Origin of the sequence: Burkholderia sp. PAMC 28687 (assembly GCF_001577465.1) — a bacterium.
GTDB lineage: Bacteria > Pseudomonadota > Gammaproteobacteria > Burkholderiales > Burkholderiaceae > Caballeronia.
Window position 1 is genome coordinate 2,622,315 of record NZ_CP014505.1, and the last position, 14,810, is coordinate 2,637,124.

The window sequence follows — 14,810 nt, forward strand, 5'->3', positions numbered from 1 at the left end:
CGTGCTGTCGAACGTACTATTAACTGGTGCGTCTGGCTTCGTCGGCACACGTCTCGCGCGCTCACTTGTCAGCGCGAACGTGAGGGTAACTTGTGTGGGCCGCTCACCATGCCTTGTCTCTGGCGTCCAGAACACACTCGTCGCAGGGTTGACGGTCGAGCAAATCGAGGCTGCACTTTCCTCAAATGCTCGCTTCGACGGTGTCATCCATTTGGCCGGTGCGGGCGTAGCGCCGACGGACCGGGACAGCGCGACGATCTTTCGCGTCAACGCGTTTCTTGCGCCGCAAATGGTGTCGCTCGCTGCAAAAGTCGGGGCCCGTGCCATCGTGCTTGCAGGAAGCAGTGCGGAATATCGTTCGCTCGAGCAGTCCGGGCCGCTAGATGAAGACGATCCCTTGGAAACCAGCAAGCTTTACGGCGCATCGAAGGCTGCGGGCGGCATCCTTGCGCTGGCGAACGCCACGGTCGAAAACGTGATGGTCGGTGTGATGCGGCTATTTAACGTCTACGGACCGGGCGAAGCGCGTCATCGGCTGTTGCCATCGCTGCTGCGAGACTTAAGCGCCGGCCGGCCAGTCAAGCTATCGGCCGGTATGCAAGTGCGGGACTTCGTTTATGTCGACGATGTCTGCGCAGGCTTGATTGCGGCGCTGACGGCCTTGGCGGACGGAAAGATGCCAACGGGCGTTTACAACATTGCTACCGGCGTAGGGAATTCGGTAGGCGACTTTGCGCGAATAGTCGCACACGCAGCGAACGCCGATCCGAAGTTGCTGCAATTCGGGGCACTGCCCTTTCGGCCCGATGACCTGCCTTACGTTGTCGGCTCGCCGACGAAGTTACGCGGGGCATGTGGGTGGCGCACTCACACCTTGCTTGCCGACGGCATCTGCCATGCACTGGCCGAACTGTCGCTCCCAAAATCACGAGACTAACGATAAATCGACGAGTCCATGCACATTGATACGACCATCGGGCATCGCCCATTGATTTCGATAGCCATCCCAGTCCTGAACGAAGCGGACAACATAGATGCGCTTTATGTCCGTCTCGATCGTCTTTCCAAGACGATGTCGGACAAATGTGACTTCGAGTTCGTCTTCTCTGACAACCATTCGGACGACCAAACTTGGGACATGCTGTGTGATCTCTCGCGTCGCGATCCGCGTGTTCGCGCGATCCGCTTTTCGAAGAACGTAGGCTTTCAGCGTTCCATTCTCGCCAACTACATGCATACACGCGGAGACGCGGTGTTGCAAATTGACGCCGACCTGCAAGATCCGCCTGAGTTGCTCGAACAATTCTTCGATCTCTGGCAAAAAGGTAATCATGTGGTTTACGGCGTACGTGCGAAGCGTCCTGAAGGCGCATTCATCAACTCGTTTCGCAAGTTCGGTTACTGGGTCATCGACAAGATCAGCGAGCACCCAATCCCGCGCGATGCCGGGGATTTCCGGCTCGTCGACCGAAAGGTCATCGACTCCGTCCAGAAGTTCCGCTCGACCAGCCCATATTTGCGTGGCCTGATCGCCGGACTCGGATTCAAGCAGATCGGCGTGCCGTATGAACGTGCAGCACGGGTCGCGGGGTCCAGCAAATTCGGCCTTGCGCAACTTGTAAGGCTGGGCATGACTGGGGTGTTCAACCACTCTGTCGTACCGCTTCGCGTCGCGACGTATTCGGGCTTGTTCCTGCTCGCATTAAGCGTTTTCGGGGCGCTGTATTACATTGGACTGCGACTGTTTCAGCCGAACTTGCCACGCGGCTTGGCGAGCATCCACATTCTTGTACTTTTCGGAATCGGCTTTCAGTCACTTTTGCTCGGCATCTTGGGCGAGTACTTGCAGCGCATATACATCCTCTTACGCGCAGAGCCCACGGCGATCGTCGAACAGGCACTGAACATCCCCGCCAACGAACTCAAACTCTGAACTGATAAGGTGCACATATGAAAGCAGTTATATTGGCTGGAGGCCTTGGCACGCGGATCGCTGAAGAGTCGGATAGTAAACCGAAGCCCATGGTGGAAATCGGCGGCCGTCCGTTGCTTTGGCACATCATGAAGACCTATAGCCACTATGGCATCAACGACTTCGTGATCTGCCTTGGTTACAAGGGCTATGTAATCAAGGAATTCTTCTTCAATTATTACCGCCACACCGCCGACCTTGAAATCAACCTGGCAACCGGGGCGCACAAGGTTCTCAATTCACAATCCGAACCCTGGAACGTCACGCTCATCGACACCGGTCCGGAGACGATGACCGGTGGTCGCCTGAAGCGGGTGGCGCCATATCTAGGGGACGACACGTTCTGTCTGACCTACGGTGACGGCCTATCCAATATCAACATCAGCGCGGAAATTGAATTTCACCGGAAGAACGGCAAACTCGCGACAGTCGCCGCTACCCAACCGCCTGGTAGATTCGGCGTCTTGAACATTGCCGCAAGTGCAGAAGTGACGAGCTTCGAAGAAAAGCCAACGGACGAAATCGGCTGGATCAACGGTGGCTTCTTCGTTTTGGAGCCGAAGGCAATCGACTATATTGCCGGCGATGCGACCTCATGGGAGCTCGATCCTTTGCGCAACCTCGCCCGGGACGGCCAACTTGCAGCGTTTCAGCATCACGGCTTTTGGCAACCATGTGACACGTTGCGCGACAAGCGGCAACTCGAGGCGTTGTGGGAAAGCGGCAATGCGCCTTGGGCCGTCTGGAAAACCAACTCCAGTGCAGCGGAAACGAACAAGTAATGAATGATCAACTGACTGAAACTCGACCAAAAAAGAAGCTGCCGATACGCCAAATTCTGGGTGTCGGCATCTCCGTTGTTTGCCTCGTACTGGTCTTCCGTAAGGTCGATTTCGAACAATTGAAATTGGCGCTTGAGAACTTCAAATGGCACTTTGTTGCGCTTGGTCTTGCCTCGCTCGCTATTGACTACGCGATGCGGATTCAACGCTGGGCCGTCATGCTGCGCGCTGGCGGTGCAAAGGTATCCGGCTGGAATTGTGCAGCGCCATTTCTCGGCTCGATCACGCTGAACAACGTGCTGCCGTTCCGCGCCGGCGATCTGGTACGGGCGCTGGTATTCCCATCCGCGATCGGCGTAAGGCGCGTCACGGCCACTGCCAGTCTTCTTTTGGAACGGCTCGTCGATATGCTGACGTTGTTGCTGAGTCTCGGCATCGGACTGTCGTTGAGTCCCGTCGCAAAAATGCCGGAATGGCTCGGCCGCTCTGTAACCGCGCTGGCCGTGGTGGGTGTTATCGCGCTAGTGCTGATCGTCACGTTGCATCGGCCGATCGTGCGACTGATCGTCTACGTCGAAAACCGTTTGCTGCAACGTAACGTTGCGAAGCTCGCGAACGTGTTCGCCGTAATCGCTCAACTGACGCGGGACATTGGTGAGATGTCGCGGCCGCGCACGCTGCTGACACTCGTATCGCTTTCGATGGTCATATGGATCGGCGAGACCGGCTTGTTTTGGGCCGTGCTGCAGGGTCTCAACATTGACTCCGGCTTCCCGGCCGCCTTAACCATCATGGCGGTGGCAACTCTGTCCACGCTCGTGCCTTCGTCCCCGGGCTATGTAGGACCTTTCCATCTCGCGGCATATTCCGCTGCGGTCATGCTGGGCGGAACCGCGGCACAAGCGGCCAGCTTTGCAGTGCTGGCGCATCTGGGGCTATGGCTTCCCACTACCTTGGCCGGGGGAATTGCGATTCTTGCCAAACCCGCCCTCTTCAAGGGTCGTGCTAGCGCCCTCCACGACGCCAAATAAACTTCTGGACTAAAGTAAAAATGAGTAATCAACACGATGTAGTCATCGTCGGTGCGGGGTTCACTGGTCTGACAGCAGGCCTGGAACTGGCTCGCGCCGGACGCAAGGTTCTGATTATCGAAAAAGACGATGCGCCTGGCGGCCTCGCCGGTACGTTCGAATTCAAGAGCGGCGTCACGATCGAAAAGTTCTACCACCACTGGTTCAACAACGATGTGTACGTGCCACAACTCGCGCGTGAGTTAGGTCTGGAAGATCAGATCGTCACGCTGCCGTCACGCACGGGGATGTATTTCAACGGCAAGTTGTGGCGGCTGTCCACGCCTTTCGACTTGCTGAAGTTCTCGCCGCTATCCCTTCTCGACCGTATTCGTCTGGGGCTGCTTGTGTTCAAGGTGCGCCAGATCAAGGACTGGAAAACCATTGAACATCTTTCGATTCGCGAGTGGTTGGAACCATTGTGCGGCAAGAACGTTTTTCGAATCGTGTGGGAACCGCTCATCGAATCGAAGTTTTCTATCTTTGCTGACGCCGTCAACGCCGTGTGGTTCTGGAAGAAGCTCGTGCTACGGGGTAGCACCCGCGATAAGCAAGGTGGTGAGCAACTGGCATATTTCAAAGGTGGTTTTGGACGGCTCGCGCAAGGCATCGCCGATGAAATCGTCAAGCTTGGTGGAGAGATTCGCTATGGTGTCGAAGTGACCAGCGTGCAGAGTGAAGGGGGTCGAGTGGTTGCGCTGAATACACGCGATGGTTCGCTCGCCGCTCGTGAATTCTTGCTGACGCCATCGTTCGCCATCATAGCGAAAATGTTTGATGGTGCCGCAGACGAAAAGTGGTTGACTGCTCTGCGCCGCGTAAATTATCTCGGCAACATGTGCCTCGTGCTGCAGATGGACCGCAGTCTCTCGGACACATACTGGCTGAATGTGAATGACCCAGGTTTCCCGTTTGTTGGCGTGATCGAGCACACAAATTTCGATCCGCCCGAGAATTATGACGGAAAGCATATCGTGTTCATTTCGCGCTATCTGGCGACACAGGACCCCGTCTGGTCATTTGGCGATAAGGAATATCTCGACTTCGCCATCGAGCACTTGCAGCGTATGTTCCCGGAGTTCAATGAGACTTGGGTGAAGGAGTTCCGGGTGTGGCGTGCGGAATACGCGCAACCAGTGACTGAGCGCGACTACTCGAAATATGTTCCGAAGCGCGAGACGCCGTTCGCGAACGCGACCATTTCAACAATGGCGCAAATCTATCCGGAAGATCGCGGGACCAATTACGCAATTCGCGAAGGAAAGGACGTGGCGATTGAGATCAACGCGCGCCTTTAATGGCAACGCGCCGCCCTGCAAGTTGCGTCAATCTAGTGAAAATAATTTGAAGCGCGCTCGCTGGGAATTTTACATTTATTCCTACTCGAGCGCATACAAGACCGAAAGCGAAAAAACACAGTACCTTCCCAAACATATCGAAGGTCAATGCTAGTAGCATTTGACCTATGCAACAACCAAAAATACGGGCGAAAGGTTAATTAGATCGTTGAGTCACCTATGGCGTGTATTAACAGGCTGCGGAAATACAGGCCGACTTTACTGAGCCATGAGCTTGATCAGAATTTTCGGCGGGGAATTTCTCATAGTTTGGAATATGGACCGGTTAATTTCGGTTTTCGGACCTGTTTATGACGTTCTCTTGCTCATTTTTGGTTCACTGCGGCTGCAACGCACGGAGTTGTCCCAAGGTGCGCATGCGCACGAGGTTGTACGCGGCCATCGTCAGCACGAACATCTGATCGACCTTCTTCAAGCCGCGCACCATCACCTGGCGCATACCGCCGATGCTCTTGGCCCAGCCGAAACCCTGTTCGATGAGCTTGCGCTTTTGCTGGGAAACCGCGTAGCCCGCACTCTGGGCGATTGACTCGGGCACCGCCGACTGGCGGCCCGACTTGTTTTGCGCCACGTGAGGCGTGATGTTCATTGCCTTGCAGGCCTCGATGAACTCTGCTGCGTCATAGCCTTTGTCTGCCCCGAGTGTGATCTCGCGCGTCGGGTCGTCAAGCGCCTGGCGAGCATCATCGATCATTACTTTGGCCGCTTCGCGCTCGGCGTAGCCGTCGGCCAGCGTCACCACGGCGCTGGCGATCAGCCCATGGCGGTTGTCGCTCAACGTGTGGCCCATGTAGCGTAGCTCGCTTGCCGTTTTGCCCTTACGATACAGCCTCGAATCCGGGTCGCTCTTCGATTCATGCGTCTCATTGCTGCGCGTCTCGCCCTTGAAGCTCCCACCGTCTTCGCTATCCTGATCATCGTCGCGGCGCACAAAGCTTTTATGACCGGCCCATGCTTGAATCAATGTGCCATCGACGCTGAAGTGCTCACCGGAAAGCCAGCACTTGTTCTCGGCAATGCCCACAACCTCGTTAAAGAATTCGATGACCGCGTCATGCTTGATCAGCCGCTCGCGGTTCTTGGTGAAGACGGTGGGCACCCACACGGCATCGTCCATCGACAGCCCGATAAACCAACGAAACAGCAGGTTATATTGAACCTGCTCCATCAACTGGCGCTCGGAGCGCACGCTATAGAGCACTTGCAACAGCATCGCGCGCAGCAGCTTCTCCGGGGCAATGCTGGGCCGCCCACCTTTGATATCAGCCTCGTACATGCCGGCAAACAACCGATCCATCTTGGCCAAAGCTGCGTTGGCCATCTTGCGAATCGAGCGCAGCGGATGATCGGCTGGAACAAAGTCTTCCAGCTTACGCAAGGTGAACAAGCTCTCGGTAAAGGTATCGGCGCCGCGCATCGCTTCTCACAGTTGTGTGGTCTTTACTAACAACGTTTGAACTGACCTTTTGGGTGACTTCGGGGTGCGGTATTTCCGCAGCCTGTTAAGCTGCCGGTCCACGGGCCAGCAGTACTTTTTTCAACAGAAAATTAACGACATATCTCAAAAATTTGTTACCAAGCGGTCGTGGCATTTTTCGAACTTTCGCAATGCCCGCTATTGATCGAACTCCTACGCAAATGAATGCCAAATCAGAAAATGTTCTCGCCTCCAGGCTCAGTGCGGGGACTTCCTCACTACGATTCCTGCAGAAGTCGTGACATAGTTATCGAAGCGCATTTTCAAGTGCGGCGAGCTAGCATAGGGAGGAAGATCAACGTGAAAGTCCAGCACGTGGGAGTCCGGCGCAATAATGAAAGGCTTGACGTCGTGCCCCAAAGCTCGAAGACGAGAAACTACGTCGATCAAATCCCGATGCCTGTAAAGCACAGTATGACCGCTTTCGATCGTGTCGTCGTTTGATGAAAGATTTAGTTCGGTGGTGTGGACTGCGACACCGCCGTCCGCCAGCGTCTTTTCGACGCTGTTGAGTATGAATTGAATCCCTGCCTCAAGCGATCCAAGATGTTCCAGACAACAGCATGACCAAGTGAAATCGAATCCGGCAATGTCATCATCGATCGCGTTCATGTCGCAAAACCGATGTGAGACACGCGCGTCAAAATCCGCGTCTGGCACGATGCTTGGATATTTAAGCTCCGCAAGATTGTCGCTATGCTGACCGGTCTTAGTCCACCCGCTGGAGATGCCAATGTAAGGCGGAGCGTCCGTCGCCAACACGCTCGCACCACGGCTCGCGAACGCCGCGGGCAAACGCTCCTTGCCAACGCCGAAGCCTACCCCTTGTTTACCATCCTGCAACATCCCCGCCTGCTCTAAATGATGAAGGACAAAAATCCATTCCCACAGCTTCCGGTGAAACATGAGCGGGTGATCAAGCACTGCACAAAGATCCGAATATCTTGGATGAAGGAAGTCTGCAGCACTGCAACTGGAAAAAGGCATAAACGGCTTATCGCGCGACCAATGCGATGTAGTGGGAAGGAAGATGTGGTCTCTGATCGCCTTAGCGACCCGTTCGTCAAAAGTATTTTCCAACGCCTCAATCCTGGCTCGGAGCGCCGTTACTTCAGACTCGGCCCCGTCGGATGACAATGCCTCCTTTATTCCAACCAAGGCCTGCTCGGAACCACGCATCGCGTCGTGCAACGCGTCTCGTTGTAGCCCAGGCAATTTGATGATTGTCTGATTGATTGCCAGAATTGCAGAATAAGCGGATGCAAACTGTCTAAACGGCGTGTAGTTCTTGATCGACATGGCTCTCCCGCGTATCACTTTGACTGCAGTGGGAATACCCAAAAATTGACATTTGCGGAACTCCTGTCAAGAGCGGTTATTCAAGTTCCGCTGGTTCGTACGATCGATACAGCCATGCCGGCTTCTTACCTTTATCCTCACTGGTCTTTCGGGCGCGAATAAATAGATATTGCCCAAGGTCGTGTTTTCTATATTCGATAAGATGCCCGAATTTATCAGGATCAAGATAAAGAGCTGTCATATTATCGTGAACGTCAGCACTGAACATTTCATCGATAGTAAAGCCTAGATACGTCAATAAAAGGTATAGCTCGTGTTTGTTGTACTCCCGATTATGTCTTCCATACGGCCCAAATCCGCTATACGGGTCATACATATTTGTTCCGACAACCATGCGCGCGACGTTTTCAATCCGATTTACGTTTGGCGTTGTTAGAACGAGCGTTCCATCGCTCTTCAGGATACGCTTAATTTCCCGTAATACTCGACAGGGATCATTCAGCAGATGTTCGATAATTTCACAAAAAAGGACGATGTCGAGCGATTCGGTTTCAAACGGAAAGACGTCTTCTTCAATGTTAAAATGAGAATACGCAAGATCGATCTGTGTTTTATTCTTCGCGTTCCGGAACTCACTTAAATAAACCGTTTGTGACGCCTCGCCCTTCGGTATTTGATCTCCAAAATAATTGCCGAGTCGCCAATCAACTGACGTAAAATTCCTCAAAAGCATTGTGGTGAAGTAAGGGTTTCCACCTAACTCCAAACCGGTAAGCGGCCCCTTCACATCTTGAGTCGTGCGCTGCACGAGACCAAATGTCTGCACAAACCGCTCGAAGTCTTGAATGCAATAACTTGAGATCGATTCAGGTGCATCTGATACTCGCACTGACTTGAGCCAATCGAATAATTCCTGCCTCGAAACCCCCTCGGGCAAGGGCAGCGGCGGACGAAGAGGAAATGATTCCAATGTGTACTTCGGCCTGCCGACATCGGCGTCGCTTGTTTCAGGTGCAACTTCCTTCTGGTTCTCGACAATCTCAACAGCAGCAGTTCGTTTCCGCAGGAACATCGTAATTCCTCTGATCGGTTGTATGACTGGCAGCTACACGGGTTTGCAATCGACACTTCAGAACGAAAGTTGCAGGTTAAACGTTTCTCCGGTTATGTAAAGAAGTTGCTATAAATTCGACATCATCGGGCGAACGATGCTGCCGCGCCAATATGCGCCGCCCGCCGCATCAGGGCTTGGCCGCGGCAGGCAGGGAATTGATCCATCGTCCATACCATTCAGCCTCGAACATCACCCGTTCAAGCTGTTCAGTACTCTCCTGCCAAGTCATCCATGGCATCCCGGTTGACGCAGGTTCGCGACCTTCCTTCTGCAGCACCACCCACGCTTTGATGGCGCTAGCCAAATCATTCGCATGGTTGCCCGTGAAGAAAAACACGTGATCGCCTGCAACCTCACGGAACACTGGAATATCCCGTGCGATGATTGGCAGCCCTTTTTGCGCCGCCTCAATCAACGGTAAGCCAAACCCTTCACCCAATGACGCCGCGAGCAGACAAGACGAAACTTCGTAGATTTTTTCTAGATACTCGTCGCTAATGCCCTGAAGCCAAAAGAATCGCTCATTCTGGTCGACATGCGCCTCAAGTCGCTTGACTAAGTCATCCACGCCCCATCCGGCTTTACCCACGATAACCAGGTTCACGTCGACATTCTCTGTCCACAATTGTTCAAACGCGGCGAACGCCTGCAGATGACCCTTTCTTGGTTCGACCGTGCCAACCATGACAAATGTTGGCCTCGAGCGCAGCGCCGTCAGTACCTCCGCAGAATTGTCAGGCAACCCTATTGAAGGTTGACTATTTTCGATGTCCGCACCAAGGTGAAAATAGCCGAGCTTGAGATCACGCAGACGTTCTGACCCGTTGGCGTCGAGCCAGGCACGCAGATCATCAGCTACTGCCCGCGAGATACAAATTAGCCCATCCGCGACAGTGGACAACGTGGTAAGCCAAGGTGGAAAGACAGCGGCGATGAACCCTGGGAACCACTCCGGCTGAGCCACCGGCAGAAGGTCGTACACGATGAAATAGACCTTTATCCCGCGACGTCTCTGAGCCGCAAACCAGCCTTCCGCGGCCGGAACACAGTCGGCGACGAGATCGAGACCCAAAAACACGTCACCTTGAGCGCTGTCGACCCAGTCGTCCTCATCGCTCACACCGCGAGGACCGAGGTTGAACTCGTGCATGAACTTGTTCGCATAGCGGTAAACCATCACGCTGCGATCAAGCCGCACCAGTCGCACTTCCCAACCCGACGGCGGGAGCTCGAGCAGTTTGCGGGCGATTGCACGGGTCACACGCTGGATGCCCGATTTTGCATCTATTTCGCAAAGCACAGACACGTCGACCAGCAACTGAGGCATGCGTCCAGTCCGCTGGTTGGACGCGATCACATCCGCACTAGCAATCAAATCAGCGTCCGACACAGGAAGATTCAGTGTTGTCAGCGCTGTAACCAGCTTACGGTAGCGCGATTCAGCAGATGAAAGTGCGCTAAATCGGGAATCCGCTATTGCATCGGGCGCCGTGGGCAGCGCCAAGGCAGCATCAATGCCAATTGGTCTATCACGACGACCGTGAGCGGCCATCGCCTTCTCGAACGCATCCAAAGCGCGCCGTCCGGTCGCATCCCAAGAGAACTTCGGCACCTGTACAGCAGCATTTGCCAGCAACGATTGCCGATACTCGTTATCACTCAAGCCGCGCTGCATCATATCGGCCATCTGCTTCAAATCAAGCGGATTAAACATCGCGTCGTCGCGGCCGATCACTTCCGGAATGCTCGTAGCTGCAGAGCCGATGACAGCGGCGCCGCACGCCATCGCCTCAAGTGCGGGTAAGCCGAAACCCTCGTGAAGCGACGGAAACACGAACAGTTCGCACGATTGGTACAGCGCAACAAGATCGGCATCATTCACGTATCCCGATAACACCAGGTCGTCTTGGGCAAGCCCGTTTTCGGCTGCGAGATCAAATAGCTTTGTCCGGTTGATTTCCGTCGCCTGACAAACCATGAAAAGTTGATGCTGTTTGCGCAACTTTGATGGCAATTTTGCGTAAGCGACAATCAAACCTTCAAGATTCTTTCTCGGCTCGACAATCCCGGTTGTCATTACAAACGGGCGCGTGATTCCATATCGCCCATGAAGCGCGCGACGCTCGACGTCAGTCAACGCATGAATAACAAAGTTTTCCGATACCGCGGAAGAAATGTTAGCGATACGTTCCTGTGCAATGCCAAGTTCGCGTACAGCCTCTTCACCGCAATATCCGGAGATGGCAAGCAATAAATCCGCGCGTTTTAACGCTTCGATCTTGCTGTAATAATGCTTTTTGAAGCCAACATCAGTAAGGTATTTTTCCGGATTGAGGAACGGTATGAGGTCGTAGAGCGTTACGGCGACCAACGTGTCCTGATCAAAGGTCTTGACCGACGAAATTGATTCGTCCACATATCCTTCAAACAAGCTGCTGATATGCACGAGGTCCGGCTCGAGCTCTGCAATGGCATGCTCGCGGATAAATACGGCTGCCACGTTCCGCCAGTCGCTGTCGCCTTGATAAACAGAAAAACGCGGAAGAGAATAAACCACAATACGCTCGTCGGGCAACAGCCCTTCAAACGAAGCACGAATACCTTCCACTGTCCCGGGAAAGAGATCATTCAAGGCAATCCAGACCTCGTGATTGCCCGCGTTCCTGACTATCGCCTTGGCCAGCGCGAGGCTGTATCGGCCGATACCGCGCAGACGGCTAACCGATTGGCATCCCTGAAGATCTAAAACAATACGCATTGCAGTACCAGGATATTTTATTTTGTGTTGGCGCTTTTGGCTTCCGCCAAATCCGCGTAGATTGCGCGTCCGCGCGTCGTTAGCCCTTCCGTTGATTCAACTGGCGCAAGCGGTGCGCCGGCAACGACATTTTGGGCTGTCGCAAATCCGACATACCGGGCAACGAAGGCGCGCGCGCGTGGAAACTTTGCGAGCAAATTGGCGACACGCTGCTTCAGCACAGGACGGCATTGTACGTAGGCTACGGCATGGAGCATCACTAGCTTCACAGTACCATTGACCGCGCGAGGAGAACCGCGAAACTTGCGCATCAAGGTTCCGACGGTCCTTACCGGTGCCGACAACCGCCAGCTACTGCTGCTTAGCAGCGCAATCACGTGCTGCTGCGATCGATGAGCAAGATCTTCCGCCGCAGCCGCCCGCGCTTGGGTAGCATGAAGCTGAGCTTCAAGTTCCTGGGCCCGCTGCAACTGCGCGGAATTGTTCGCTCTTACCTCAGCAGCGTCTGCGCGCTCCCGCGCGTCCGCCAAACGCGCTTGCAGGAACTGCAGACGTCCTACTGCCTCGCTCAACTGCCCCTGTGCCTCGCTTAACTGCCCTTGCGCCTCACTTAGCCGCAACTGAGTATCGTCCGTCCGGGCCACGGCGTCATGCAACTGCGCATGCGCGCTGGCAGCCTCGGCGCGCAAAGCCGCGCGTTCCGCCTCTGCCTCAATCACCCGCTCTAACAATGCATTCACGTCTTCAGTCTCCTTCGCCGAAACAGGCAACGGCGAGTCGCTCACAAGTGAGTCGGCAACCTCGACCAGCTCATTGCCTGCCTTTTTGAACGCGATGATCGCGTAATCCGGCGCCTGCATGAAATTCTGATCAAGCGATGACACCACCTTGTTGATGACACTTGCGCCCGACAATTCCGTGGGCATCAACTCAAGATTATTCTGCAGAAAACCGCGATTGACCGGCACAATAACAACACGCTTAAAACCCGAAAACTCCGCCGCAAAACTCAGCAGTATCGAAGGGATGGGCCGCTCATGAGTCGGGTCGAGATAAAAGTTGCACGCTCCAACCACCAGGTTTGCTGGATTCGGAGTCTCGAGCAGGATCGCGCCACCGTCGTCCACGACTCGATATGCTTCCCGCAGAAACAACAACAAATTCTCAAAGCCAAGATGCTCGACCACGTGGAACGCGCTGATCAATCCGTAGGACTGGTCAGGTTGCTGAGCGAGGTATTGCATTGCATCAGCGCTGAATACGGCAAGGCCGGCCCGCTTTCCTTCCGCGACAAAGTCTTCATTGAGATCAAGACCTTCCGCCGGAACGCCACGCTCGCCCAACAATTCAAGCCATTCGGCGCGGCCGCACCCTACGTCCAGCACCTTCTTTTGCACGCGGTTGGCCAGCGCTTCAACGAGCGGCAAATACACGCTCTGCCGAGACTTGATCAACTCACGACTACCTCGGAAACGATCCTCGAGGGCCCGATAAAAATCATCCGATACCATATGCAGCGCTGCGCCTCGTTATACGTTAGTGATTTTCGACGCTCAGTTCAGGCTCGATCCACGCGCATCCCACGAACTTCTTCTTTGACATGTTCAGTACCTGGAATACCACGGCAAAATCGCGCCATTCGTAGTTCTTGACCACGTGCGATTCGCCAGCATGCAGCGCCAGCGCGATTGAATAGCTGCCTTCGCCAAGGTTCGCTGGGAACGTAAAGCGGTAGGAAATCCGATCACCCGACTTGAGCGCCTTGCTCGAACGTTCCAGGTGATAAGTGTTAGTGCCAAATATAGGCTGTCCGACGCGGTCCTTGATCATATAACCCAGAACCAGCTCGGCAATATCCGACTTCACCGCGACGTCGACCTCAAGCGTCACTTCGCTGCCTACATCGATGAGTTCGTTTGATCTGCCATCCGTATCAAGCAACCGAATACTGTCGATAACAGCCTCGCCCGAGCCCGACTTCGTCTGCGTCGTGCCGTCTTCGCTCTTTGTCTGAACGACGTTTGCTGCTTCCTTGTCGGCAAGCAGCGCGTTGTAGTAATCGAAAATGGCTTCCGGCGAACCTTCCAGTTCAAGCCGTCCCGCGTTCAGCAAGATAGCCCGGTCACAGATCGCCTGAATCGCCGTCTTGTCATGCGACACGATCAGCAGCGTGGTTCCTTGCTCGCGGAAAGTGCGGATCCGGTCGAAACTTTTGTGCTGGAAGTAGGCGTCGCCGACTGAAAGCGCCTCGTCGATGATCAGGATATCCGGCCGATGAAAAGTTGCAACGCTGAAGGCAAGGCGCATCTGCATGCCACTTGAATAGACACGCACGGGCTGATCGATGGCATCGCCGATTTCGGCGAACTCTTCGATCCTGCTCATATTCTCCGCAATTTCGTCGACGGAATAACCGAGCAGTTGCCCCGCCATGAAAGCGTTCTGGCGACCGGTGAAATCTGGATGGAAACCCATACCCAGCTCAAGCATGGCAGCGACACGTCCGGTGATCGTGATGCGGCCGGTCGTTGGCTGCGTTGTGCCGGTGATCATCTTGAGCAGCGTGCTTTTACCCGCGCCATTGATCCCGACGATACCCAACGACTCGCCCTGCTTGATTACAAAATCGATGTCCTTCAGCACCCACTTCAGGTCGTGGCGCACAATCGGCACCGGCGACAGCCACTCCAGCAGTCGTCCGAAGCGCGAGGGATATTGCTTGTATGCCTTACCAACGTTTTGTACCGAGATACTGCCCATGTTCCGATCCACTTTTACGGTTTGAACCGTGAGGGTACACGACCGACAGCCATAGACTATTCTGGCCGGTACCAGACGCGCAACGGCCTCAAGAAACCGAAACCCAACTCGCTCGCACGAAACGGCCACGCGTGGCCGTTTGTATTGCGTTTCGTTGCATTACGGGAATGCCCGCGCATTTAACAGCCGGCAGCGCGCAAGGCTTTGCAGCCTTGCGCGC

At 54.6% G+C, this 14,810-nt stretch carries 11 protein-coding genes; 5 read left to right on the plus strand and 6 right to left on the minus strand.

The genetic code is table 11. From position 1 onward, the window contains the following. The first annotated feature begins 1 nt into the window (after position 1). From AX768_RS12090 to AX768_RS12110, 5 genes are read left to right on the plus strand one after another with little or no spacing between them, the layout of a single operon-like run. The gene (locus AX768_RS12090; protein WP_172811949.1) at positions 2 to 937 is read left to right on the plus strand and encodes an NAD-dependent epimerase/dehydratase family protein; all 936 of its coding nucleotides are present in this window, start codon (positions 2 to 4) and stop codon (positions 935 to 937) included. A gap of 18 nt (positions 938 to 955) precedes the next feature. Next, positions 956 to 1,933: a glycosyltransferase family 2 protein gene (locus AX768_RS12095; RefSeq protein WP_062000157.1), complete on the plus strand. Its 978-nt coding sequence runs from the start codon at positions 956 to 958 to the stop codon at positions 1,931 to 1,933. Positions 1,934 to 1,950: 17 nt separating this feature from the next. Then, the gene (rfbF, locus tag AX768_RS12100; protein WP_062000158.1) at positions 1,951 to 2,754 is read left to right on the plus strand and encodes a glucose-1-phosphate cytidylyltransferase; all 804 of its coding nucleotides are present in this window, start codon (positions 1,951 to 1,953) and stop codon (positions 2,752 to 2,754) included. Next, positions 2,706 to 3,785 (plus strand): lysylphosphatidylglycerol synthase transmembrane domain-containing protein, encoded by a 1,080-nt coding sequence (locus AX768_RS12105; protein ID WP_144022066.1) that lies wholly within the window; start codon positions 2,706 to 2,708, stop codon positions 3,783 to 3,785. The genes rfbF and AX768_RS12105 overlap by 49 nt, the downstream gene beginning before the upstream one ends. Before the next feature lie 20 nt (positions 3,786 to 3,805). Further along, a complete protein-coding gene (locus AX768_RS12110) occupies positions 3,806 to 5,122 on the plus strand; it encodes an NAD(P)/FAD-dependent oxidoreductase (RefSeq protein WP_062000160.1) in 1,317 nt (438 codons plus the stop codon). A 376-nt stretch (positions 5,123 to 5,498) separates the two neighbouring features. Here AX768_RS12110 and AX768_RS12115 read toward each other — a convergent pair whose 3' ends face one another. The 6 genes from AX768_RS12115 to AX768_RS12140 all read right to left on the minus strand — a co-directional run bounded on the left by AX768_RS12115 (position 5,499) and on the right by AX768_RS12140 (position 14,590). Continuing rightward, positions 5,499 to 6,599, minus strand: coding sequence for an IS5 family transposase (locus AX768_RS12115; RefSeq protein WP_062000161.1), 1,101 nt, complete (start codon positions 6,597 to 6,599; stop codon positions 5,499 to 5,501). A gap of 258 nt (positions 6,600 to 6,857) precedes the next feature. Further along, on the minus strand, positions 6,858 to 7,958 hold the full coding sequence (locus AX768_RS33675) for a hypothetical protein (protein ID WP_231941269.1): 1,101 nt from the start codon (positions 7,956 to 7,958) through the stop codon (positions 6,858 to 6,860). Positions 7,959 to 8,034: 76 nt separating this feature from the next. Continuing rightward, entirely contained in the window at positions 8,035 to 9,030 is a 996-nt protein-coding gene (locus tag AX768_RS12125; protein ID WP_062000162.1) for a class I SAM-dependent methyltransferase, read from the minus strand. A gap of 169 nt (positions 9,031 to 9,199) precedes the next feature. After that, positions 9,200 to 11,830, minus strand: a complete 2,631-nt coding sequence (locus AX768_RS12130) for a glycosyltransferase family 4 protein (protein ID WP_062000163.1) — start codon at positions 11,828 to 11,830, stop codon at positions 9,200 to 9,202. Between the two features lie 17 nt (positions 11,831 to 11,847). Further along, positions 11,848 to 13,341 (minus strand): class I SAM-dependent methyltransferase, encoded by a 1,494-nt coding sequence (locus tag AX768_RS12135; RefSeq protein WP_062000164.1) that lies wholly within the window; start codon positions 13,339 to 13,341, stop codon positions 11,848 to 11,850. 25 nt (positions 13,342 to 13,366) lie between these two features. Next, complete coding sequence (locus tag AX768_RS12140) at positions 13,367 to 14,590, minus strand: ABC transporter ATP-binding protein (RefSeq protein ID WP_062000165.1); 1,224 nt, start codon at positions 14,588 to 14,590, stop codon at positions 13,367 to 13,369. Between the last annotated feature and the right edge of the window lie 220 nt (positions 14,591 to 14,810).